This window comes from Pseudomonas arcuscaelestis, from assembly GCF_016881005.1.
Classification (GTDB): Bacteria; Pseudomonadota; Gammaproteobacteria; order Pseudomonadales; family Pseudomonadaceae; genus Aquipseudomonas; species Aquipseudomonas arcuscaelestis.
Window position 1 is genome coordinate 1 of sequence record NZ_JACOPV010000021.1, and the last position, 23,919, is coordinate 23,919.

Annotated in this window: 21 protein-coding genes and 1 pseudogene; 12 read left to right on the forward strand and 10 right to left on the reverse strand. The window is 57.0% G+C overall.

Annotated features, from left to right (window positions below; genetic code table 11):
• The first annotated feature begins 495 nt into the window (after positions 1–495).
• Together H8F21_RS26010 and H8F21_RS26015 are read left to right on the forward strand one after the other, a co-directional pair.
• A complete protein-coding gene (locus tag H8F21_RS26010) occupies positions 496–1,302 on the forward strand; it encodes an aminoglycoside phosphotransferase family protein (RefSeq protein WP_203585639.1) in 807 nt (268 codons plus the stop codon).
• A 49-nt stretch (positions 1,303–1,351) separates the two neighbouring features.
• Positions 1,352–2,242, forward strand: coding sequence for a formate/nitrite transporter family protein (locus tag H8F21_RS26015; protein WP_203477538.1), 891 nt, complete (start codon positions 1,352–1,354; stop codon positions 2,240–2,242).
• 8 nt (positions 2,243–2,250) lie between these two features.
• Here the strand turns inward: H8F21_RS26015 and H8F21_RS26020 are convergent, their stop codons facing one another.
• Positions 2,251–3,351: an MBL fold metallo-hydrolase gene (locus H8F21_RS26020; RefSeq protein ID WP_203585640.1), complete on the reverse strand. Its 1,101-nt coding sequence runs from the start codon at positions 3,349–3,351 to the stop codon at positions 2,251–2,253.
• Between the two features lie 126 nt (positions 3,352–3,477).
• On the opposite strand from H8F21_RS26020, the gene H8F21_RS26025 reads away from it, so the two are divergent.
• A complete protein-coding gene (locus H8F21_RS26025; RefSeq protein WP_203477548.1) occupies positions 3,478–4,545 on the forward strand; it encodes a diguanylate cyclase in 1,068 nt (355 codons plus the stop codon).
• Positions 4,546–4,568: 23 nt separating this feature from the next.
• Here H8F21_RS26025 and H8F21_RS26030 read toward each other — a convergent pair whose 3' ends face one another.
• On the reverse strand, positions 4,569–4,892 hold the full coding sequence (locus tag H8F21_RS26030) for a DUF2025 family protein (protein WP_203477550.1): 324 nt from the start codon (positions 4,890–4,892) through the stop codon (positions 4,569–4,571).
• Between the two features lie 155 nt (positions 4,893–5,047).
• Here H8F21_RS26030 and H8F21_RS26035 point away from each other — a divergent pair.
• A pseudogene (locus H8F21_RS26035) lies at positions 5,048–5,137 on the forward strand (oxidoreductase); the annotation flags it as partial.
• Between the two features lie 12 nt (positions 5,138–5,149).
• Here H8F21_RS26035 and H8F21_RS26040 read toward each other — a convergent pair.
• The 6 genes from H8F21_RS26040 to H8F21_RS26060 form a co-directional block, all read right to left on the reverse strand.
• Positions 5,150–6,007: an efflux RND transporter periplasmic adaptor subunit gene (locus H8F21_RS26040; RefSeq protein WP_203543464.1), complete on the reverse strand. Its 858-nt coding sequence runs from the start codon at positions 6,005–6,007 to the stop codon at positions 5,150–5,152.
• Positions 6,008–6,018: 11 nt separating this feature from the next.
• On the reverse strand, positions 6,019–6,225 hold the full coding sequence (locus H8F21_RS26045; protein ID WP_203585641.1) for a DUF1656 domain-containing protein: 207 nt from the start codon (positions 6,223–6,225) through the stop codon (positions 6,019–6,021).
• Positions 6,212–8,200: an FUSC family protein gene (locus tag H8F21_RS26050; RefSeq protein ID WP_203477554.1), complete on the reverse strand. Its 1,989-nt coding sequence runs from the start codon at positions 8,198–8,200 to the stop codon at positions 6,212–6,214. The genes H8F21_RS26045 and H8F21_RS26050 overlap by 14 nt, the downstream gene beginning before the upstream one ends.
• 179 nt (positions 8,201–8,379) lie before the next feature.
• Entirely contained in the window at positions 8,380–8,496 is a 117-nt protein-coding gene (gene ccoM / locus H8F21_RS29875; RefSeq protein WP_305956107.1) for a cytochrome c oxidase subunit CcoM, read from the reverse strand.
• 132 nt (positions 8,497–8,628) lie between these two features.
• Positions 8,629–8,790, reverse strand: a complete 162-nt coding sequence (locus H8F21_RS26055) for a hypothetical protein (protein ID WP_168198438.1) — start codon at positions 8,788–8,790, stop codon at positions 8,629–8,631.
• 77 nt (positions 8,791–8,867) lie between these two features.
• On the reverse strand, positions 8,868–9,197 hold the full coding sequence (locus H8F21_RS26060; protein WP_203477561.1) for an aspartate-semialdehyde dehydrogenase: 330 nt from the start codon (positions 9,195–9,197) through the stop codon (positions 8,868–8,870).
• 201 nt (positions 9,198–9,398) lie between these two features.
• On the opposite strand from H8F21_RS26060, the gene rapA reads away from it, so the two are divergent.
• Complete coding sequence (gene rapA / locus H8F21_RS26065) at positions 9,399–12,245, forward strand: RNA polymerase-associated protein RapA (protein WP_203543466.1); 2,847 nt, start codon at positions 9,399–9,401, stop codon at positions 12,243–12,245.
• Positions 12,246–12,471: 226 nt separating this feature from the next.
• A complete protein-coding gene (locus H8F21_RS26070) occupies positions 12,472–14,748 on the forward strand; it encodes a putative bifunctional diguanylate cyclase/phosphodiesterase (RefSeq protein WP_203585642.1) in 2,277 nt (758 codons plus the stop codon).
• On the opposite strand, the gene H8F21_RS26075 is transcribed toward H8F21_RS26070, so the two are convergent.
• Complete coding sequence (locus H8F21_RS26075) at positions 14,648–15,535, reverse strand: NAD(P)-dependent oxidoreductase (protein WP_203477577.1); 888 nt, start codon at positions 15,533–15,535, stop codon at positions 14,648–14,650. The two genes, H8F21_RS26070 and H8F21_RS26075, sit on opposite strands and share 101 nt — an antisense overlap.
• Positions 15,536–15,735: 200 nt before the next feature.
• Here H8F21_RS26075 and H8F21_RS26080 point away from each other — a divergent pair, with 200 nt between their 5' ends.
• Positions 15,736–17,919 carry a hypothetical protein gene (locus tag H8F21_RS26080; protein WP_203477580.1) on the forward strand — a complete coding sequence of 728 codons (2,184 nt, stop codon included), beginning with the start codon at positions 15,736–15,738 and terminating at the stop codon, positions 17,917–17,919.
• A 232-nt stretch (positions 17,920–18,151) separates the two neighbouring features.
• Here H8F21_RS26080 and H8F21_RS26085 read toward each other — a convergent pair whose 3' ends face one another.
• The gene (locus H8F21_RS26085; RefSeq protein WP_203477584.1) at positions 18,152–18,451 is read right to left on the reverse strand and encodes a DUF2288 domain-containing protein; all 300 of its coding nucleotides are present in this window, start codon (positions 18,449–18,451) and stop codon (positions 18,152–18,154) included.
• Positions 18,452–18,771: 320 nt separating this feature from the next.
• Here H8F21_RS26085 and H8F21_RS26090 point away from each other — a divergent pair, with 320 nt between their 5' ends.
• From H8F21_RS26090 to H8F21_RS26110, 5 genes are all read left to right on the forward strand, one after another.
• Complete coding sequence (locus H8F21_RS26090; protein WP_203477586.1) at positions 18,772–19,902, forward strand: branched-chain amino acid ABC transporter substrate-binding protein; 1,131 nt, start codon at positions 18,772–18,774, stop codon at positions 19,900–19,902.
• Positions 19,903–20,127: 225 nt separating this feature from the next.
• A complete protein-coding gene (livH, locus tag H8F21_RS26095; RefSeq protein WP_128324136.1) occupies positions 20,128–21,051 on the forward strand; it encodes a high-affinity branched-chain amino acid ABC transporter permease LivH in 924 nt (307 codons plus the stop codon).
• Positions 21,048–22,304 carry a high-affinity branched-chain amino acid ABC transporter permease LivM gene (locus tag H8F21_RS26100; protein ID WP_203477587.1) on the forward strand — a complete coding sequence of 419 codons (1,257 nt, stop codon included), beginning with the start codon at positions 21,048–21,050 and terminating at the stop codon, positions 22,302–22,304. Before livH ends, H8F21_RS26100 begins: the two co-directional genes overlap by 4 nt.
• A complete protein-coding gene (livG, locus tag H8F21_RS26105; protein ID WP_136474912.1) occupies positions 22,301–23,068 on the forward strand; it encodes a high-affinity branched-chain amino acid ABC transporter ATP-binding protein LivG in 768 nt (255 codons plus the stop codon). Before H8F21_RS26100 ends, livG begins: the two co-directional genes overlap by 4 nt.
• Positions 23,069–23,770, forward strand: coding sequence for an ABC transporter ATP-binding protein (locus tag H8F21_RS26110; RefSeq protein ID WP_203477589.1), 702 nt, complete (start codon positions 23,069–23,071; stop codon positions 23,768–23,770).
• Positions 23,771–23,919 lie beyond the last annotated feature (149 nt).

A 23,919-nucleotide genomic window follows, 5' to 3' on the forward strand; every position in this document is an offset into this window, starting at 1 on the left:
CTAATTCGAAGTCTTTCGACTTCTCGTGCAGTCACTTGTGATGCTGATAATCTTTCTGACTATCAGTCTGAGTCACAAGCACCCACACGAATTGCTTGATTCGATTGTTAAAGAGCGTTGGCTGAAGACTTTCGCTTCAACCGAGGCGCGCATTCTACGCTTTCCTCAGAGTGTGTCAAGCGTTTATTTTGAAGTTTTCAGAATTTCTCTTTCAACTTCAACCGCTTAACTCGCTGTGATCTCTCGTCAGCGGGAGGCGAATTCTACAGCGTTTCAATTCGCTGTCAACCACCTTTTTCACCGCCGCCGGTCTTTCGATCGAAGCACTTCCAGCACTACCTGAAACATCTAACTCATTGAATTTCAAGGAGTTTTCCGTTCCGACTACGCCGGAAGTGGGGCGAATTATAGACACATCCGCAGGGGCGTCAAGGACTTATTACAACTATGTTTCAGAAAGCTATATATAGGTAGGTCAAATACAGGAACCCCCGAATGTTCGAACCCTACCTACAGCGCTGGCAACTGATCGCCGATGGCGCCCCGTTACTCACACACAGCAGCCACCTATTGCCTGTGCGCTATCGCAATCAGCCCGCCATGCTCAAAGTTGCCTGTGTGACCGAAGAAATAAACGGTGGCCTGCTCATGAAGTGGTGGAACGGCCAAGGATCGGCAAAGGTGCTGGCTCATGCCGACAACGCATTGTTGCTCAAGCGAGCACAAGGCCCGGACTCGTTAATCGATTACGCAGAGCATGGACAGGACCAACAAGCCACGCGAATTCTGTGCCAGACGATCGAGCGCTTGCATGCTCATCACGGAGAACCTGAAGTGCCCCTTGTTGATCTGCAGACCTGGTTCCAAGGATTGCGGGAGGCGGCGAAGCTTCACGGCCACTTATATAGACGCAGTGCGCAGATCGCCGACCATCTGCTGGCAAGCCAGCAGGAAGAGCGCGTCCTGCACGGTGATATCCATCACAGCAATGTCCTCGACTTCGGCCCTGACGGCTGGTTGGCCATCGATCCCAAATGCCTTTATGGCGAGCGGACCTTCGACTACGCCAACCTGTTCTGTAATCCCTCCCCTGGCGTAGCGAGCCAAGTGCAGCATTTCACCAGTCGACTGCAGATTGTCTGCGAATTCGCCAAGCTGCCACGCCAACGCCTGCTGCAGTGGATAGTGGCCTGGTGCGGTTTGTCAGCCGCCTGGTTCCAGGAGGACAACATGCAAACGCAAGTCGACCAGCGCCTGGAGTTGACACAACTTGCACTCAATGTGTTGGAGGCAGGCAACTAAACAGCAGTCGCGATGCTCTGTAGAAAATGCCCCCATGCGAGACACTGTCATGAGCGAATCCGAGAGCAGCAAGACACCAGGCCTGTCGGCGGATGAAGAGCAGGAAGTCAGTCAGCACCAGCCACCTCGTGCGGCTGTTTTGCACGAAATCATCCGCTACCAGGGTGATCAGGAGCTTGAGCGCACCCTTGCAGCCTTATGGTGGTCCGCTCTGGCCGCCGGGCTGAGCATGGGACTATCGATGATGGCCATGGGGCTGTTCTACGCGCGACTACCAGAGGGCGATAGCAGCCAGGTCATTGCCAGCCTGGGTTATAGCGCAGGTTTTCTCGCGGTGATTCTGGCCCGCCAACAATTGTTCACTGAAAACACCATCACCGCCGTGCTTCCCGTGATGACCGAACCGACTCTGCGCAAACTCGGACAACTCTTGCGCCTATGGTCGGTCGTGCTGCTCGGCAATCTCGCCGGCACCATTCTGGTGGCTTACATAATGCTGCACTTACCGATCTTCGACAGTAAGACCGATGAAGCCTTTCTTGAGATCGGTCGCAAGGTAATGGAGAACGATCTACGTCAGATGTTTGCCAAAGGCATCGTCTCCGGCTGGATGATCGCCACGATGGTCTGGATGATCCCCTCCATGGAGCACGCCAAAATCTGGATCATTCTGGTAATTACCTACCTCATGGCGCTGGGCGACTTCACCCATATTGTCGTTGGCTCAGTCGAGGTGTCCTACCTGGCTTGGGCCGGCGAGGTCAGTTGGCAGGACTTCTGGCTGGATTTCGCCGCGCCGACATTGATTGGCAACATTATTGGTGGCAGCTTCATCTTTGCCCTGATCAGCCATGCTCAGGTGCGCAGCGACAGCGGCAAGCCACCTTCGCAACTACCAGCTTTAGACAAGGAAATAGCGCGTAACCACCCATCGAAATAACGCGCGCCCTACAGATCCTTCATGGCCATGACCCGCTCGCCAGCCTTGAGTGGTTGGCGCAACGGTTTGGGCAACCACCAGGCCGGGCCGCTGTGAGGCTGGTCAAGACTGATCCGCTCCCCCATCTGTGGAGTACTGAGAGGCACTTGCGCCGCATTGGCCAAGGCCAGGATGCGGTCGAACGGTTCATGCCAGCTATGAACAGAAAGATCGAAGGTTCCGTTGTGCACCGGCAACAGCCAGCGCCCGCGCAAATCCTGGTGAGCCTGCAGGCTTTGCTCAGGCTGCATATGTACGTTGGGCCACTCAAGGTTGTAGGCACCGGTTTCTATCAGGGTCACATCGAACGGACCGTACCGGTCGCCGATTTGTTTGAAGCCTTCAAAGTATCCAGTGTCGCCACTGAAAAACAGGCGCAGGTTTTCTTCCACAATGACCCAGGAAGCCCATAACCTACTGTTGCTATCGAACAGGCCTCGCCCAGAAAAATGCTGGGCTGGGGTCGCCACAAACCGAATGCCGTTTATCTGTGTTTCCTGCCACCAGTCCAGTTGCCTGACCTTCGCTGCGGGTACACCCCACTCAATCAACAGGTCGCCTACTCCCATTGGCGCAAGAAAATGCTCGGTCTTGTCGGCCAGTTGGCGTATGGCCTGCTCATCAAGGTGGTCATAGTGATCATGCGAAAGAATCACCGCGGTCAGCGCTGGTAGCTCTGCAAGCTTGAGTGGTGGCTGGTGAAATCGCTGTGGACCGGCCCATTGCACGGGTGAGGCGCGTTCAGCGAACACCGGGTCGGTAATGAAGAAGTGATCACGCAGTTTCAGTAATACAGTGGAGTGCCCCAAGCGCCATAGGCTTCGGTCTGGGGCCTCGAGCAATTGCTGACGACTCAACGGCTGAACCGGGATTTCAACGTTTGGCCGGGTTTCGGGCGGTTTGCCAAGAAACAGGAACTTGAAGCCTATGCGCAATTTTTTCAGCACGCTGTCCTGAGGCAATTGGCGCAGGTTGTGGTACCGCCCATCCTCATGCGGCGCCGGGTCACCGGCCTTTGGGGTCAAAGGGATCATGAGTAGGAGCACTCCAAGGATAAGGGCTGGTTTCATATTACCCCAGGGTGGCTGGATCACCTGTGAATTGGCTTGTAAGGCCATTTTTCGGTGGCCGCAGATTGTTCAACAATATTCACATGTTTTATGCGATAAACGGCGTCCCGGAATAGACCAGCAACCATGATGGATAACAGAAGCGGCAAGGGACTTTCATTTGTAAGAAGGATATACCTGCCGCGTATTATTGGCCTGGGCATCGGCATGCTCAGTGTCATGGCCGGTATTTCAAACCTGGACCTGCCCTCATGGGCCTGGGGCTTGCTGCTATTCAATGGTCTTGCCTGGCCACACCTTGCTTTTCAGATTGCCCGACGCGCTGCGGTTCCCTATCACGCCGAGTACCGAAATCTGCTGCTCGATTCATTGATGGGCGGGTTCTGGACGGCCGCCGTGCAGTTCAATCCGCTGCTCAGCGTGACGATTCTGGCGATGATGACGATGAACAACTTCGCCGCCGGCGGCCAGCGCTTGTTCTTCAAGGGCTTGGTTGCCCAATGCCTGGGCGCGGGACTGGCCATTGCTCTGTTTGGTGCTGGCCTGCAACTACAAACGTCTTCCCTGCAGATCTACGCGTGCCTGCCAATGCTCACCCTCTATCCGATGGCGGTGGGATGGGTCTGCTACAGCCTGGCCATGAAGCTTTCGGAACATAAACGGCGGCTCAGCGCACTGAGTCGCACCGACAGTCTGACGGGGCTGCTCAATCATGGATCGTGGAAGGATCTGCTGCAGCTCAAATTTCAGATTTGCCAGCAACAGCGCTGCCAAGCGGTGATTGCGCTGATCGACATCGACCACTTCAAGAGCATAAACGACACTTACGGACACGTTGTCGGCGACTGTGTATTAAGCCAACTGAGCAGCGAGCTCAAGCGCAACTTACGTGAAGATGACCTGGCTGGTCGATATGGCGGCGATGAGTTCTGTCTGATCCTCCCCAACACCAATATGGAGCAAGCCAGCCAGGCAATGGAGCGCCTGCGCGAGCGTGTCGGCAACTACCGTAATGCGCAGCTACCTGAACTGCGAATCAGTCTGAGCATCGGCCTGGCGACCTGCCACGAGAGACTGGCAGACGCCGAAGCCTGGCTCGATGAAGCAGATAGAGCCCTGTATACGGCCAAGAAAAGCGGACGCAACCAGGTCACTATTTCCCAGCAGGATGTCAGCACACTGAAGCTTGCGTAGGCTGACCCCACTCCCTTTTTGCCTCAGGCTTTCAGGCGTCGTTGCGCAGCAATCTCCGGCAGGTCCTGACGCCGCAGGTAAACCCGCAAGGGCTCGCTGACATTCAGTCGCTCATCAACATTCTGCGCCAGGAGAATCTCGATGAGTGCACGACTCAACGTCATGACTTCACCCTCGCCTTCCTTCCAGACAAACTCGTTACTGGGAATGATGCTGTCATCAGCTACGTCCATGCCGAACGAATCTTCACTGAAGCGCACGATGTGCTTGCCTAGCTTGCGGTGAAATCCGACAAAACCCTTGAGCTGGTCGGCGGCGGCACAGATGTCCTGTGATGTGATGTGCATGTCAAACCTCACTGAAGCATCCTTGGGATGCAGGGCGAATGGGATTGGCACGCTGGGCAATGTTGGTCGCTCTCTGACGGAGCGACTCGGAGCCCAAGGTTAATGGAAAACCTTGGCCGATGGGTATGGTTTTTCTTGCTGTTCAGTATTCGCCGGTGGCCGAGGCGATTGCCTATGCCTACCAGCAACCTCAGCATGTGTGTATTGGCGAAATCGTTCTCGCCGCCACGCGCCAGCAGCCTTGATCAGCGCTGCAACTAATCTTCGCGAACCTGCACGCTTGCCGTCATACCTGCACTGAGCGTCACTCCCTCGGGAATCTGGTCCAGCTTGATCCGCACCGGAATGCGCTGGGCCAGGCGCACCCAGTTGAAAGTCGGTTCTACTTCGGCCAGCAATTGGCTGTCAGGGTTGGCATTGCGGTCGGTAATACCACGACTGATGCTTTCGACATGGCCCTGCATCGGTTCACCGGCACTCATGAGCCAGACCTTGACCGGGTCGCCAACTCGAATACGGGGCAACTTGGTTTCTTCGAAATAAGCCTGAACATAAAAAGTCGAATCATCGATCAAGGCCATCACCGGCTGCCCGGCATTGACATAGTTGCCTTCAGCCAAGCGCAAGTTGGTGATATGGCCATCGCGCGGTGCCTTGAGCTGACTGCGGGCCAGGTTGATGGCCGCCGCCTTGACATCGGCCTGGGCCTGGCGCAGTTCACCACGGGCCACTGCGGCATTGATCTGGGCATTTTCGCGAAGCTCGGCGCTGATTGCCTGCGGCCCCAGCGCTGCGCGTCGTGAAGCTTCATGTTCTCGCAAGCGCAACTGCTGCTGGCGGGTTTCGGCCACCGCGTTGGCTTTGTCCAGTGCGGCCTCGAAGCGGTCACGATCGATCGACATGAGTAAATCCCCTGCCTCGACCTGCTGATTGTCATGCACCTTGAGCTCGCGCACCCAACCTGAAACATCTGGGGCAATGATCACTACGTCGGCGCGGATTTTGGCATCGCGGGTCCAAGGAGTAAGCATGTAGTACTGCCAAAGTTTCCAGCCGGCAAAAATCGCCACGACTACCAGGCACAAGGTTACTGCTATACGTACCAATGCACGCATGACGACTCTCCTTACAAAGGCCCCAACCCGTGGGTTATCAGGGTCAATACACACACAAACAACGCACAATCAAATAGTGCTTCATGCCATACCCAGCGCCCCAGAGGGGTCAGGCGCAACAACAAGCGCACCACACCGGTGAGTACCAGTGCCAGCACCACATAAATCAGAAACGGGCTGAGCAGAACTCCGCCCAGTGCCCACTCACGCAAGCCCATGAATTTCCTCCTGCCGACGGCACCATTTACTCCAGCTGCGTTGCAACTGCAGCACTGCACCTACCGCCAGACGCAAGGGATCGCTGGCGGGCTGGGTTTGCAAGGCATCAATAAACGCAGCGCTCGCCGCATCCAGGCGTTTGCCTCGGCCCGGTGCCGGGCCGCGAGCCAGTACGTTCTCCAGTTGTTGCATGTACTCGCGCTCAGCGGTTACCAAAGGCAGCTGTGCCACCGCTAGACAATGGCGCAGATGCAACAGTTCGTCGCCGATATCCAGGCCATGCACCCCATCATCCCAGCGAGCGCGCTCATACTCGGGCAAGGCCGAGTAATGGCGCGCCAGTTGCAACAAGCGATCGGCCATGCGGCCACCGAACCAGGTATCGGCACCGCGCAGTTCGCGGCGGGTCAACCGCACCAGATCGCTCTGGGTTGCAGCACGCAGACGACGACCGTGCCAGGCCGGATTGCGCAACACCAACAACTTGAACGCCAGCACCGCTGCACCGACGCCGATTAGCATGGCCTGGGCGCTGTTAAGGAAGGTTGCCACTTCAAAGCTCATGGCATTGAGTGGTGCCACCAATACAATGAAGTGCAGGCAGTAGGACGTCGCCGTGGCACCGATGCGTGGATTGGCCATACCCAAGGCACCAAAGAACAGGGGCACACCCATGGCCATGCACAACATGGCGAAACCGCTCCACTGCGGCAGAAGAATCTGCCCGACAACAAATGCCACAGGTATCGCCAGCACAATCCCGCGCATAAAGCTCATGCCGATCTGCGCACCGTTTTCACGACTGGCGAACAGGCTGCAAACCACACAGGTCAGTACCATGCCTCCGGGAGCGGCCGTCCAGCCGGTAGCCAGCCAGAAACTGGCCATGGCTAAAAATGCCAGGGCACTGCGTGACCCGAACAGTAGCGCCAGGGGAAAATCACGATGCGAGGCGAGACTGTCGGGTATGTCCGGCGGCGCCTTGCCCTCCTCCACCGCACACAATGCGAGTGTTGCGGCCATGGCGTTGTCCAACAGCAAGGTCAGCCGCGCCAGGCAATAGTGTTCTGCCGGGCTGATGCGTTCATCGTGCGCGGCATCCCAGATTCTTTGACGCAATAGCAGCAAACTTGCCTGGTCCGGAGCGGCCAGAGCATCGTGCACTTGATCGAGCCAGGGCTGCAGGGACTGCGCCTGCGGCTCGTCCAGTTGCTGCCACTGGCGTCGCACTGAACGAGCGATGCGCAAAAGAATAAGCAGTTTCTGACTCAGGCCGCGGATAGCCCTGGCCCGCTGGCGACCAAGCGGCCCTTCGAACCAGGCATGCTCGCGCTGGGCGTCGACCGCGACGATGCGCCCAAGAATGTCCAGCAAGCCTTTACGTGCCTGGGCTTCACCGGCCAAGGTCGCACTCGCCGCTTGCAGCCCGCTGCTCCAGGCCTGACGCGCCTGTCCGCCCAGCTGTTGCTCGACCCGCATAGGCCAGAGCAAGGCGCTGGTCACTGTGGCGCAGACAATCCCCAGGCAGATTTCGGTACACCGGGCCACTGCTTGATCGAACACCGCCAGCGGATGATTGATCGCCGGCAAGGCGATAATCGCTACGGTGTACCCCGCCAGCACAAACGAGTAAGCCCAGGCGCTGCGCAGCATGGTCGAGCAGGCGGTGCACAAGGCCAGCCAAAGTGCCAAGGCAAAAAGAAACAACCAGGGTGTCTGGGCAAACAGACCGATGAACAGTACCGACATTACAGTGCCGACCAAGGTCCCGATCAGACGCGCCAAGCCTTTCTGCAAGACCATGCCAGACAATGGCTGGGCGACAATGAAAGCGGTCATCAGCGCCCAGGCAGGTTGTTCGAGCCCCCAGCGCAAGGCAAGCCAAAGGGCCAGGCCACCCCCCAGGAGCGTTTTGATAGCAAATTGCACGGCAGGCTTATTCGGCGCAAACAGCGCCTGCAAAGTGATGGGCACGGGGCGAACCTTGGCTGACTGTTTTGTAACGATAGACAGGATGGGGTGAGAAGCTCAGACACAGATTATTAGCTAGCTAACTAATAAAAGTCCAGTGTCAGCTGAAAGGTTTATTGCGGACAAAAAAATGGGCGACCGAAGTCGCCCTAAATGCCTTGCGTGCTCATTTTCCAGAAGAATCAGCGCTGCTTGCGCTTGTTCGAGTCCTTCCAGATGAAAATTCCGAATCCGACGAAGAACATCAGCATGAGGCCGACGGTAATTACTCCAGCGATAACCACATTATCGAAGAACATCTCGGCCTCCATTTGCCTGCCCCGTTGATGTGTCTAAGGTAGCCAATGGATTGCGAAAGGAAATTGACCGAGGTCAATGGCGCCCAGAGACGGGCGCGCGAGGCGGGTACAGGCTTGACCTGCATCAAGTTTTCAACGTTTCTTCGGTTTGCCCTTGGGCTTTTTCTTGGCCTTGGCCAACGGCATGGCCTGCTCGAATGCCTGGCGCACTTCGTTCAGGCGCTTGTCATTGAGATCGTGAACACGTCGGGCGCGCTCGGCGCCAAGGTCTATCAGATTGTCATCTTGGCTCATGGTCAGACTCAGGAAGCGGACTGCGATCCAGCAATAATGAAGGCTGTTGTCTTATCTGACCAGTCGCGGGCTGAACGTCAGACTTCAATATCCACCAACAGTCCCTGGCGTGAGGGCGAATCCATCAGCGGTGCGACGGGAACAGTATTGTCGGCATTGGTTTCTTCACCCGGCAGCGCCAGGTAATGATCTTCGTCCTCGGTTGATTGACGTCGGCCTTGATGGCGACGCTGTTCTTCACGCAACAACAACGCCGACTTTTCCGGGTCACGGTGCTTCAGATCGATCGCCCCTTCGCTGGAAGCAGGTTGCGTAGGCACCACCGGTTTGATGTCAGGCGTCGGCTTGACCGGGTCCAGTTGAGAGGTAACGGGGGCAGCGCTAAGCGGAATAATGGGCGGCAGCATGGGCAAGGTCTCCTGTCGCCAATGTGTCGGCTCGCCTGAAGCGGCCTTGAGCCGGGATATTGTATTTATGGGTCAAATCACGGTTGCCACTGACTCAAAGTATAGCGACAGCGGTTTTTGTCGCTGAAATTGCTAGACTCTTTGGTCTGTACAGTCCTATCCGTTAAGATAGTCGGCTTTTCAAGGCGGGAGTCAGGCAGTATGGCGCAGCAGTATCAACCGGGGCAACGCTGGATCAGCGACAGCGAAGCCGAGCTAGGTTTAGGGACCGTTCTGGCACAGGACGGCCGCTTGTTGACCGTGCTCTACCCGGCAACTGGCGAGACTCGCCAGTACTCCTTGCGCAATGCGCCCCTGACCCGGGTGCGCTTCTCGCCCGGTGACCAGATCACCCATTTCGAAGGCTGGAAACTGACCGTACGCGAGGTCGATGATGTCGACGGCCTGCTGGTTTATCACGGTCTCGATGGACAGAACCAGGCCTGCACCCTGCCAGAAACCCAACTGTCGAACTTCATTCAGTTCCGACTGGCCAGCGATCGGCTGTTCGCCGGTCAGATCGACCCGTTGTCGTGGTTCTCGCTACGCTACAACACGCTGGAACACACCAGCCGCCAGTTGCAGTCTTCGCTGTGGGGCCTGGGTGGCACGCGCGCCCAACCCATCGCCCACCAATTGCACATTGCTCGCGAAGTTGCCGACCGGATTGCCCCACGGGTACTGCTGGCCGATGAAGTGGGCCTGGGCAAGACCATCGAGGCGGGCCTGGTGATTCATCGCCAGCTGCTCTCTGGACGTGCCAACCGTGTGTTGATTCTGGTCCCGGAGAACCTGCAGCACCAGTGGCTGGTGGAAATGCGCCGGCGCTTCAACTTGCAGGTGGCCTTGTTCGATGCCGAACGCTTTATCGAAAGCGATGCCAGCAACCCATTCGAAGATGCCCAGTTGGCACTCGTTGCCCTGGAGTGGCTCACCGAAGACGAAAAAGCCCAGGACGCATTGTTCGCCGCCGGCTGGGACCTGTTGGTAGTCGACGAGGCCCATCACCTAGTCTGGCACGAAGACAAGGTCAGCCCCGAGTATGCCCTGGTCGAGCAGTTGGCTGAGGTAATTCCGGGTGTTCTGCTGCTGACTGCAACCCCTGAGCAACTGGGACAGGACAGCCACTTTGCTCGTCTGCGCCTGCTAGATCCAAACCGTTTCCATGACTTGGTGGCCTTCCGCGCCGAGAGCGAAAACTACCGCCCGGTGGCCGAAGCAGTGCAGGAGTTGCTGGACGAAGGTCGCTTGTCGGCCAAGGCTCACGCTACCATTGAAGGCTTCCTCGGTGCCGAAGGCGAAGCACTGCTGGCGGCAGTCAGCGATGGCGATACCCAGGCCAGCGCACGACTGATTCGCGAACTGCTCGACCGTCACGGCACAGGTCGCGTGCTGTTCCGTAACACGCGCGCCGCCGTTCAGGGCTTCCCAGAACGCAATCTGCACCCCTATGCATTGCCAAACCCTGACCAATACATGGAACTGCCACTTGGCGAGCATGCCGAGTTGTACCCCGAGGTGGCATTCCAATCCCAGGCCGATACCGACGAAGAAGAGCGCTGGTGGCGCTTCGATCCACGGGTCGACTGGTTGATCGACACCCTGAAAATGCTCAAGCGGGTCAAGGTCCTGGTGATCTGCGCCCACGCCGAAACCGCCATGGACCTGGAAGACGCCCTGCGCGTTCGCTCCGGTATTCCGGCCACGGTCTTCCACGAAGGTATGAGCATCCTGGAGCGAGACCGCGCTGCTGCCTACTTCGCTGATGAAGAGTTCGGCGCCCAGGTGCTGATCTGTTCGGAAATCGGCAGTGAGGGTCGTAACTTCCAGTTCGCCCATCACCTGGTGCTGTTCGACCTGCCAGCCCACCCTGATCTGCTCGAGCAGCGTATTGGCCGTCTCGACCGTATCGGTCAGAAGCACACCATTGAACTGCATGTACCCTATCTGCAGAACAGCCCGCAAGAGCGCCTGTTCCAGTGGTATAACCAGGCACTGAATGCCTTCCTGGCCACCTGCCCGACCGGCAACGCCTTGCAGCACCAGTTCGGTCCTCGTCTGCTGCCGCTGCTCGAAAGCGGTGATGACGATGAGTGGCAAGCGCTGGTCGACGAAGCCTGTACCGAGCGCCAGCGCCTTGAGGCCGAATTGCACAGCGGTCGTGACCGCCTGCTCGAGCTCAACTCCGGGGGCGCCGGCGAAGGCCAGGCACTGGTCGAGGCAATCCTTGAGCAGGACGATCAATTTGCCCTGCCGATCTATATGGAAACCCTGTTCGACGCTTTCGGCATCGATAGCGAAGACCATTCGGAAAACGCCCTGATCCTCAAGCCGAGCGAAAAAATGCTCGACGCCAGCTTCCCGCTGGGCGACGACGAAGGCGTAACCATCACCTACGACCGCAACCAGGCACTGTCTCGCGAAGACATGCAGTTCATCACCTGGGAGCACCCTATGGTACAAGGTGGCATGGACCTGGTGCTGTCCGGCTCGATGGGCAACACGGCGGTTGCGCTGATCAAGAACAAGGCGCTCAAGCCAGGCACTGTTTTGCTCGAACTGCTGTACGTCAGTGAAGTGGTTGCGCCACGGGCGCTGCAACTCGGCCGTTACCTGCCGCCTGCCGCACTGCGCTGCCTGCTCGACACCAACGGCAACGACCTGGCTTCTCGCGTGTCTTTCGAGACCCTCAACGATCAGCTCGAGAGCGTGCCAAAAGCCAGCGCCAACAAGTTTATCCAGGCCCAGCGCGATGTGCTTACGCCGCGGATCAACAGTGGTGAAGCCAAGATCATGCCGCGTCATACCGAGCGGGTTGCTGAGGCCCAACGTCGCTTGGCGGCAGAAACCGATGAAGAACTGGCGCGTCTGACTGCTCTGCAAGCCGTCAACCCAAGCGTGCGCGACAGCGAAATCGAAACACTGCGCAAGCAACGTGAACAAGGCCTGGCGATGCTTGAAAAAGCGGCGTTGCGCCTGGAGGCGATTCGAGTATTGGTCGCAGGCTGATCTCGTCGCTATGATCACGGGGCAAGTCCACTCCCACTGATAACTCATTGGGAGCGGGCTTGCCCCGTGATGTTTTATACCCCTTCGCTATTAACCCAATGCCCAAATCGTAGAAGTCAAAGTGCCATTAATCAGGATGGGTTAATGCTCTCTTTCTATACTCCCCCAGAACAGTCTCCAGACAAGCTTTTGGGGGACGAGTGAAAACTCGACAAAGAGGCAAGCTATGGAGTGGCTGGGACTACAGATGCTCGCCGATCTTCCGGCAACCGGACAGATCATTCTGGAGTGCAACTACAATCCTTACCTTTTGGTTCTGGCTTTTCTGGTCGCGGGTGCGGGCTGCTTTGCCACATTAAGCATGGCTGAGCGCCTCAACCATGTTGAGCAGCCTGCCGCCCAACGGCAATGGCGCCTTCTAGGTGCTTGTTGTCTGGCGGGAGGTGTCTGGGCCTTGCACTTCATCAACATGCTGGCGCTACAGGCACCGATTGAAGTCCAATTCGACTTTGCTCTCACCGGTTTGTCCTTGATTGTCATGTTGTTCGCTGCATGGCTGGCAATGAACACCCTGGGCTATCGGGACTTACGTCCTCGCCATTTCTTCCAGGCTGCCATCTGTATTGGCCTGGGCATTGCCGCTATGCATTACATAGGCATGGCGGCCATGCACTCCAACGCGCAGCAGTTTTATCAGCCGGATATGTTCGTCGCATCGATTGCAATTGCAATCGTCACCAGCCTGCTGGCGTTGCTGCTCGCCCGATACTTCCGCTACGGCAGCGGTACGCTTCATCAGCTACTCAAGTACGGGGCAAGCCTGTTAATGGCCGGCGGAATCTTTGCCACCCACTTCACCGGCATGTGGGCGATGACCTTGATCATCCCCGCCGACTCGGCTGTGGCGCTACCCAATGCAGACAACAACTTGCAACTGAGCCTGACCATCGCCTTTATCACCCTGCTAATCAGTGCCAGCAGTATCAGTGCAGCCCTTTCAGATCAAAAACTACAAAGCAAAGAGCACGATCTGCGCCGGGTAAATGTGTTGCTCAGCCAACTGGATCAGGCGCGCGTCTCCTTGCAGCAAGCCGCTCATTACGATGCCCTGACCAACCTGATCAACCGTCGTGGTTTCAATCAGGTGTTTGCCGAGCGCCTGGTCGAACAGACCGTCAACGACGGCATGCTGGCGGTGATGTTTCTCGACATCGATCATTTCAAACGCATCAATGACAGTCTCGGCCACGACGCAGGCGATGAACTACTCAAGGTCATCGCTGGCTACATCAAGGCGGCAACCCGCAGCCATGATGTAGTAGCCCGGTTCGGTGGCGACGAGTTCTGCATACTGATCGCCCTGAACAGCAGAGAAGAAGCCCGGCATCTGGCGCAACGCATTATGTTGAAGATGAAAGAGCCGATCGACCTGGCCGGACGGCGCATGGTGATGACCACCAGTATCGGTATCAGCATCTTTCCGGACGACGGCCACACCAGCGAGGAGCTGCTCAAGAACGCCGACCTGGCGCTTTATCAGTCCAAGGGCTGTGGGCGCAACAGCCTTAATTTTTTCAATAACAGCCTCAAGACCCGCGCGACGCTGGAACTGCAACTCGAGGAAGAGTTGCGCACGGCGCTGTTCGAGGAACAGGGTCTGCGCATTCACTATCAACCTATTTTCGATCTGCATACCGGCCAGGTAGCCAAGCTCGAGGCCTTGGTTCGATGGCAACATCCACAGCACGGTTTGCTCAGTCCGGACCGTTTTATTGGTATCGCCGAAGCCAACGGCCTGATCGCCGAACTCGACCTCTGGGTATTGCGTCATGCCTGCAAGGACCTGGCGCTGTTGAGTCGCCATGGATACAAAGGGCTGAAAGTAACGGTCAATTGCTCGGCTTTGACCCTGGGCCATGAAGAACTGGCTGAAGAAGTCGAATGCGCCTTGCAGCAAGCTGGACTCCCTGCCTGCCAGCTGGAGCTTGAAGTCACTGAAAACGCGCTGATGGGCAATATTCAAAGCACCATCGCCCTGCTCAAGGATATCCGCGCTTTGGGTGTATCGTTGTCAATCGACGACTTCGGCACTGGCTACTCATCGCTGGCCTATCTCAAGCGTCTGCCATTGGACACCCTGAAGATCGATCGCTCGTTCATTCAGGATGTACCGCGCTGCCGACAGGACATGGAAATTGTCCAGGCAATTATCATCATGGCCCACACCCTGCACCTGCAAGTCATCACCGAGGGGGTGGAATCCATCGAGCAGTACCAGTTTCTTGCCCAACAGAGTTGCGACTTCGTCCAGGGCTACTTGCTAAGCCGCCCCGTCCCCTTGAGTAAACTGCGAACCATCCTCAATCAGCTCAACCAGCGCAACGAACAGTCGCTTGCCAGTTTCAATCCTTACGTCGGTACAGATCGATCAGCGTCGCCGGATCTTTTTGCAAATAACCCTGACTACCGTGCAAGCGCATCAGCTGTGCGGCCAGGCCGCTGAGAGGCGTTGCCGAGCCCTGTTCACGCGAGAATTTCACCGCCGTATCCAGATCCTTGAGCAAGGTGCGCACATGCCACTTGACCGGTTCGAAGCTGCTCTGAGCCATCTGCGGGGCCAGAATCTGCAGAGGTTTTGAGTCGGCGAAACCACCCGCCAGTGCCGGGGCGATCAAACTGGCGTCAACGCCAGACTGCTCGGCGAGCGCAACGACTTCGGCGATCACCAACGCATTACAGGCGACGATCATCTGATTGCAGGCCTTGGTCACTTGCCCTGCACCTACTGCCCCCATGTGCGTGACTCGCTGCCCCAGGGTCAGTAATACCGGACGCACCCGTTCAAGGTCCGCAGCATCACCGCCGACCATAATTGCCAGACTGCCAGCCTCCGCCCCTCCGGTGCCGCCGGAAACGGGCGCGTCAAGCCAGCTCATACCGCTCAACGCGGCAAGCTCGGCAGCCATTTCACGCGTCGCCGTTGGCTCCAGGCTGGAAAAATCCACCAGCAGTTGCCCTGCCTTCGCACCCTCGGCAACGCCCTCTGGCCCGAACACCACCTCACGCACAACAGCCGTATCGGCCAGACACAACAGCACCACATCTGCTGACTGACATAGCTCGGCCGGCGTGGCCACTACCTGTGCGCCTGCCTCGGCCAATGCCGCGCATTTGTCTGCCGAACGATTCCAGACAGTCAACGGATAACCCGCAGCCAACAAGCGCCGGCACATCGGCAATCCCATCAGACCAATTCCGGCAAACCCCAACGAAGGACGTGCAGTGCTCATGAACATCTCCAGACAAATTAAAGAAGTTGAACGTTTGGACGATTCAGTCTGCAGGCAAGGGGAAAAACAACCCCTGGATCTGTAGGGTATTCCCCTATCGCCCACGCTGAATGCGCACTGATAAAGTCGCGAAATTCGTCCAGTGATGGCTTTATGGCATCTACTAGAACAGCCACCCACCTTCAGGCAAATGGCGCAAAATGACCTCCAAGACTACTTCTGCCAACGCGGTTTCCGAGCTGACCTCGCCGCTTCCCGCGCTCAGCGCTACCGGGTCCAAGGAATTCTATAACCCGCGTGCGCTTAACCCGCAGCAGTACCTTTATTTCACCGAGCCCGACATTCAGCGCATTCTCGACAACCTGGACGGACTGCGCGACCTGGTGTTTCCACCGAGCATTCATGTCGAGGACGAAAGCCAGCTGCGCCTGGATCAACAGTTCCCCTCGGTTTGCCTGATTGGCTTGGGCAGGTGCGGCTCGAACATCGCTCTTGATGTCGCCGAACTTGTATACAACGCCCGCACCTTTTATCTCAATGAATTCAACAACGAAGACCGTGCGGGCAACGAGCCCAACTACAGCCCGGCACGCTGGATTCGCAACAACCTGCGCCTGGTACAGAACAAGGGCAGCAAGCCGGTGTTCCTGGTCGAACCCCTGGTGATGCTGGGTGACCTGGACAAAGACATCGCCGGGCGTATCCGTTTCTCGCGCAAGGGCGAAAAAAGCGGCTTCATTCGCGACTACAGCAAAATGAAAATCATGGACCTCTCGGAAGTCCATGCCGGGGGCGCAGGTAATGCGCCGATCCTGGGCCAATACCTGGCCAAGATCATCCTCAACAAGGAAACCCACCGTTTTTCCAGTGCCGACTGGAAGCTGATCCACTCCTATCTGATCGACTCCTGCGGGATCAAGGCCAACCAGTCACGGTTGTACTTCTACATCTTCAGTGCTGGCGGCGGAACCGGTTCGGGCATGGCGTCGGAATTTGGCCTGGCGCAGCAGTATTCCTACATGAACAAGACATTCGACACCAAGCCTGCCGACGAAAACGATGGCAAAAGTGGGCATTCGTTTGTCTTCGAGCCGATCTTCACCAGCGGCATCTGCGTCCTGCCGAATATTTCGGACCACCGCAGTGAAATGTCAGAAGCCCTGCATATCAACGCCGGACGTCTGCTCTGCAAATATCTGTCCGAAGAATGGGATTTTTCCTATAACTTTGACAACGAAGACAGCAGCGAAGCCAGCGTGATGGGGCGTATCCGCCCCTGGAACGCGATGATGCTGATCTCCAACGACATCATGCGTTACGCCGAAGAGAATGATGATGGCAACATCCAGAACATTGATGTCAATGCCATGGAAAAGCATGCCAACCAATACATTTCCCAGCAGATCTTCAATATTCTGACCGCCCAGGCGGTAACCACCGACTACGACCAGAACTACTTCCGTCGCGCTGGTATCGACATCGGTGAAACCATTCGCCTTGATGCCAACGACCTGTTCATGAGCCTGGCCGGTCCAGTGGCCATCGCCTATGCAGAGTCGGTGGTTCCGGAGCAGCCCTCCCCGAGCTCGGATAAATTCAAGGTATTCGAAAAAGAGCAGGCGCGGCTGAACATCGACGACTTGTTCTTCCGCTCCATCGACCTGCCGCACTTCAACAAAGTGACCCAGGCCATCGAGGGCATCAGCCTGCTGCCGATCGAGTCCAAGCGCTATCGTGCAGCGCTGGAGCAATACAAAGCTTCTGGCTATGACGCCGCGGCACTGCATGACCTGCACTTCTTCAAGAACTGTTCTTCGGTCGTGTCGATCGTTTCGCTGCCCAAGGACTACAAGCTCTCGTACATGGACCTGAACAGGCTCAAGACTCATCTCAACAGCTTGTTCCCCAACACCACGCTGAAGCGTTATGCCCTGGTGATCGGCGCATCGGCGAACCTCTCGCTGACCACCCTGATCGCCAAGAGCCCGTGCTTGTCGGATGATTTCCTGACCTTGATCGTAGCCTTCATCAAGCGTTGCTTTGCACGTAACCCATACCGCTTCGACGACACCCTGGATAACGCCATCCTCGAGTTCATCACCAGCGAAACGTTCGATGAGGGACGGATTGATGATTTGCTCAACGAGTTCGAAAACCCGGCGAAAATCCTTGATACCAACTGGTATGCAATCAAGCCAATGTACGAGAAAAAGTACCGCGAGCTGATCAACGACAAGAGCAAGTTTGTCTCGATCAACGACATTCGCCTGTCACGAGAATGCGTGAAGAAAGCAGTGAAATACCTGCGTGAAATCTTCCGTCATCGCATCGGCAAGACTCGGGTCATCTCGCTTAACAGCCATACCGGAAAAGTGGATCACTGATTCAGCGCTCTGTCTTCCCTGCGCGGGGCAAGCCCGCTCCTACCGAATAGGCATTTGCCGTCGGTGGCGAGCGGGCTGGCATCGTGATTTTCGCAAAGTGCTTCCAGCGGGTTGTTACCGTTAACGTTAAGCACACTCAACTGTTACCAACAGCCACCCTGTCTGAACGACCCTGCGCACCAAAATCTTCCCACTGCTTGTTTTCACGCACCAATCTGGAGCGTGCTCGGGATTATTTCTTCTCCTGAATCACGATGAACGGCGAAACCACCACTGCCCATATCTCTGGATCGCGGCGCTGAAGGTCTAGCGCCTGCTCGTTGGACACGGGGCCCACAGTGCCAGCATTGCGCCATGTGGCGAAGGTTTCGCTGCGGTTTTCGGCCATTGCCTGTGCAACTTCGATCAGGTCCAGGCTGGGCTCGACCCAAATCAGGTCACCCTTGGCCCAGAAACGCTCCAGGGCTTTCCACTCGATTACTGCGGTCTCGCCAAGCAGTTTGGCATAGAGGGTGCTTGGTTGATCAGTCATGGGTTCCTGCCAGAAATAATTCGACTACGGTAAGAGGTCGGTATTTTTGCAGAAAAACCCGGTTTCAAATAAGTAATTGATCGAAAAGGACTTGAGAGCAAAGGATGGCCACGCCAATTCGAGCATGACCAGGCCGCTTTCTTGTAAGTTTCTGTCAATTAAGCGACACGCGCCGAATTTGCCCCAGCTGGGCTGCTTTTCAAGCGACAAAGCAGCGCTCTACACTGTACCGGTACAGTTGCCAGGGTAACTTCGGAGCCATCCGGTCCTCAGCTCTGGCCGCAGGACTATAAAAATTACAACAGAATGAGTGGAGCACTATGAGTAAGGCTACTAAGCAGATTTCCAAGCTGTTTGCCGCAATGGTACTGGCCGGGGTTGCCAGCCATTCGTTTGCAGCCGATACCATCAAGATCGGCATCGCCGGCCCGAAAACCGGCCCGGTTACTCAGTACGGCGACATGCAGTTCGTTGGTGCTAAACAAGCCATCAAGGACATCAACGCCAAGGGCGGCGTCGACGGCAAGATGCTTGAAGCCAAGGAATACGATGACGCTTGCGATCCGAAACAAGCCGTAGCGGTCGCCAACAAAGTGGTCAACGATGGCGTCAAGTTCGTGGTCGGCCACCTGTGCTCCAGCTCCACCCAGCCTGCTTCCGATATCTATGAAGATGAAGGCGTGATCATGATCACCCCGGCGGCCACCAGCCCGGAAATCACCTCGCGTGGTTACAAGCTGATCTTCCGCACCATCGGCCTGGACAGCGCCCAGGGTCCTGCTGCCGGTAACTACATTGCCGACCACGTCAAACCAAAAGTGGTTGCCGTGCTGCACGACAAACAGCAATACGGTGAAGGCATTGCCACCGCTGTAAAACAGACCCTGGAAGGCAAAGGCACCAAGGTAGCCGTCTTCGAAGGCCTGAACGCGGGTGACAAAGACTTCTCCTCGATCATCCAGAAGCTCAAGCAAGCCAACGTCGACTTCGTCTACTACGGCGGCTACCACCCAGAACTGGGCCTGATCCTGCGCCAAGCTCAGGAAAAAGGCCTGAAAGCCAAGTTCATGGGCCCAGAAGGTGTTGGCAACGACTCCATCTCGCAAATCGCCCAGGGCGCTTCCGAAGGCCTGCTGGTTACCCTGCCGAAGTCCTTCGACGCTGCGCCTGAGAACAAGGCCATCGTTGACGCGATCAAAGCCGACGGCAAAGATCCAAGCGGCCCATTCGTGTTCCCGGCCTACTCCGCCGTCCAACTGATTGCCGATGGCATCAAGGCCGCCGGTACCAGCGACGACGCCGAGAAAGTGGCTGCAGAGATCCACAAAGGCACCTTCAAGACCCCGACTGGCGAGCTGTCGTACGACGACAAGGGCGACCTGAAAGACTTCAAATTCGTGGTCTACGAATGGCATTTCGGCAAACCTAAAACCGAAGTTTCCCCTCAGTAATCCCGTCTGACTACATGACTACAAGCCCACTGTGCGAGCAGTGGGCTTTGTTTTACGAGGTTCATGGGCCTGATTCCCGCGATCCGGGAGCAGGTTCACCTGAAAATCTTAAAACCGTCACCAGCGGTTCTCTGGCAGTGCCTGTGTCGAAGTGGCTCAAGACCACAAGACCGCGCCGGGATTTCCCTCCAGTGAAATGCGTATCGGGTTTTTAGGAGCGCTGTAATGCCTGAGATCTATCACTTCTTCCAACAGCTGGTTAATGGTCTGACCATTGGCAGCACCTATGCCTTGATAGCCATTGGCTACACAATGGTTTACGGCATCATTGGAATGATCAACTTCGCCCATGGCGAGGTCTACATGATCGGTTCCTACGTGGCGTTCATTGCCCTCGCCGGGCTGGCCATGATGGGAATCCATTCGCTGCCAATATTGATGACCGTCGCCTTTGTCGCCACGATCTTCGTAACCAGTGCCTATGGCTACAGTATCGAACGGGTCGCCTACCGCCCTTTGCGTAACAGCAATCGGTTGATCCCGTTGATTTCTGCCATTGGTATGTCGATTTTCCTGCAAAACACCGTATTGCTATCCCAGGACTCCAAGGACAAGTCCATCCCCAACCTGATCCCGGGGAGCATCTCCTTCGGCCCAGGCGGCGCAGAGGAAGTGCTGATCTCCTACATGCAGATCCTGGTTTTCGTTGTCACCCTGGTGGCCATGACCGGTTTGACCCTGTTCATCTCCCGCTCTCGCCTGGGTCGCGCCTGCCGCGCCTGTGCCGAAGACATCAAGATGGCCAACCTGTTGGGTATCAACACCAACAACATCATCGCCCTGACGTTCGTCATCGGTGCTGCGCTGGCGGCTGTGGCCGCGGTATTGCTGAGCATGCAGTACGGCGTGATCAACCCTAACGCCGGCTTCCTGGTGGGCTTGAAAGCCTTCACCGCGGCCGTGCTGGGTGGCATCGGCAGTATTCCGGGGGCCATGCTCGGTGGCCTGGTGCTGGGTGTGGCCGAAGCGTTTGGCGCCGACATATTCGGCGACCAGTACAAGGACGTGGTGGCATTCGGTCTCTTGGTTCTCGTGCTGTTGTTCCGTCCGACCGGCATCCTCGGCCGTCCGGAGGTTGAAAAAGTATGAACAAAAATCTTAAACAGGCGTTTTTCAGTGCCTTGCTGGTCTGGGCCGTGGCCTTCCCGGTGCTGGGCCTGAAGCTCAGCATCGACGGCATCAACCTGATTGTTCACAGCCAAGGACCGTTCACCATTACCGTGATTGCGGTGTGTTCGGTGCTGATGTTCCTGCGTGTGCTGTTCGACAAGCAATGGAGCGCGGTAACCAGTCGGCGTTCGGATCGCAAGTTGATCTCGCCGGCGATGAGCAACTTCCTGACCCTGCCCAAGACCCAACGCTGGGTAATCATGGGCCTGATCGTGGTTGCACTGGTCTGGCCGTTCTTCGGTTCGCGCGGTGCGGTCGACATTGCCACTCTGATCCTGATCTACGTTTTATTGGGCTTGGGCCTGAACATCGTGGTCGGTCTGGCTGGCCTGCTCGACCTCGGTTACGTCGGCTTCTATGCCGTGGGAGCCTATACCTACGCCCTGCTGTCGCACTACTTTGGCTGGAGCTTCTGGATCTGCCTGCCGATTGCCGGCCTGATGGCGGCTACATTCGGCTTCCTGCTCGGTTTCCCGGTATTGCGTCTACGTGGCGACTACCTGGCGATCGTGACGCTTGGCTTCGGCGAGATCATTCGCTTGTTCCTGCGTAACCTGACCAGTCTCACCGGTGGCCCCAACGGCATCAGCAACATCGAAAAACCGACCTTCTTCGGTCTGAGTTTCGAACGTCGCGCAGCTGAAGGCATGCAGACTTTCCACGAGTACTTCGGCTTGCCGTACAACTCGATCAACAAGGTGATCTTCCTCTACCTGGTTGCGTTGTTGTTGGCGCTGCTGGCGCTGTTCGTGATCAACCGGCTGCTGCGCATGCCAATCGGTCGTGCCTGGGAAGCACTGCGTGAAGACGAAATTGCCTGCCGTGCGCTGGGTCTGAACCCAACCATCATCAAGCTCTCTGCGTTCACCCTGGGTGCCTGTTTCGCAGGTTTCGCCGGTAGCTTCTTTGCCGCGCGCCAAGGCCTGGTGACGCCCGAGTCGTTCACCTTCATCGAGTCGGCCATCATCCTCGCTATCGTGGTGTTGGGCGGTATGGGGTCGCAGTTGGGCGTGATTCTCGCGGCCATCGTGATGATTCTGCTGCCAGAGCTGATGCGTGAGTTCAGCGAATACCGCATGTTGATGTTCGGTGCGCTGATGGTGCTGATGATGATCTGGCGTCCGCAAGGCCTGCTACCTATGCAACGTCCACACATGGAGCTGCGCCGATGAGCCGCGAAATTTTGCAAGTCAGCGGCCTGAGCATGCGCTTCGGCGGCTTGTTGGCGGTTAACGGCGTAGCCCTGACCGTCAAAGAAAAACAGGTCGTGGCATTGATCGGCCCCAACGGGGCAGGCAAGACCACGGTATTCAACTGCCTGACGGGTTTCTACAAGCCCAGCGCTGGCACCATTCTGCTCGACGGCCAGCCGATCCAGGGCCTGGCCGGTCATGAAATCGCGCGCAAGGGTGTAGTGCGTACGTTCCAGAACGTGCGCCTATTCAAGGACATGACCGCGCTGGAAAACCTGCTGATTGCTCAACACCGGCATTTGAATACCAACTTTTTTGCTGGTTTGTTCAAGACCCCGGCGTTTCGCCGCAGCGAACACGAGGCCAAGGACTTCGCCCAGTATTGGCTGGAGAAGGTCAACCTCACCGAGTTTGCCAACCGTACCGCCGGAACCTTGGCTTATGGCCAGCAACGACGTCTGGAGATCGCACGTTGCATGATGACCCGCCCGCGGATCCTCATGCTCGACGAACCCGCGGCCGGCCTGAACCCGAAAGAGACCGAGGATCTCAAGGCGCTGATCAGCATTCTGCGCGAAGAGCACAACGTCACCGTTCTGCTGATCGAGCACGACATGAAGCTGGTCATGAGCATTTCCGACCATATCGTCGTGATCAACCAGGGTACTCCCCTGGCCGACGGTACGCCGGATCAGATCCGCGACAACCCTGAAGTGATCAAAGCCTACCTGGGGGAAGCGTAAATGCTGCAGTTCGAAAACGTTTCCACCTTCTACGGCAAGATCCAGGCACTGCACAGCGTCAACGTCGAGATACGCCAAGGCGAGATCGTTACCCTGATCGGTGCCAACGGTGCTGGCAAGTCGACGCTGCTGATGACCCTTTGCGGTTCTCCGCAAGCCCACAGCGGCAGCATCAAGTACCTGGGCGAAGAACTGGTTGGCCAACCGTCCTCGCACATCATGCGCAAGAGCATTGCCGTGGTGCCTGAAGGTCGTCGGGTGTTTGCCCGTCTGACCGTCGAGGAAAACCTGGCCATGGGCGGTTTCTTTACCAACAAGGGTGACTACCAGGAGCAAATGGACAAGGTCCTGCACCTGTTCCCGCGCCTGAAGGAGCGCTTTGCCCAGCGCGGCGGCACCATGTCTGGCGGCGAGCAACAGATGCTCGCCATTGGACGGGCACTGATGAGCAAACCCAAGCTGCTGTTGCTGGACGAGCCATCGCTGGGCCTGGCACCCATCATCATCCAGCAGATCTTCGATATTATCGAACAACTGCGAAAGGATGGCGTGACGGTGTTCCTGGTTGAGCAGAACGCCAACCAGGCGTTGAAAGTCGCCGACCGCGCTTATGTATTGGAGAATGGTCGCGTGGTGATGCAGGGCACCGGGGAAGCACTGCTGACCGATCCAAAGGTTCGTGACGCTTACCTGGGCGGTTGATCTGTCCCAGCAATTGAAAAAAGGCCTTCGGGCCTTTTTTCATGCGCAGGCTTTTTACCGGCAAGGCGCTCATGCGGGCGAAAGCCTTGTGATCGACCTTCAGCCTGCGTAACGTGACGGCACCTTTTGGTAGAGACCCTGGAGTTTGC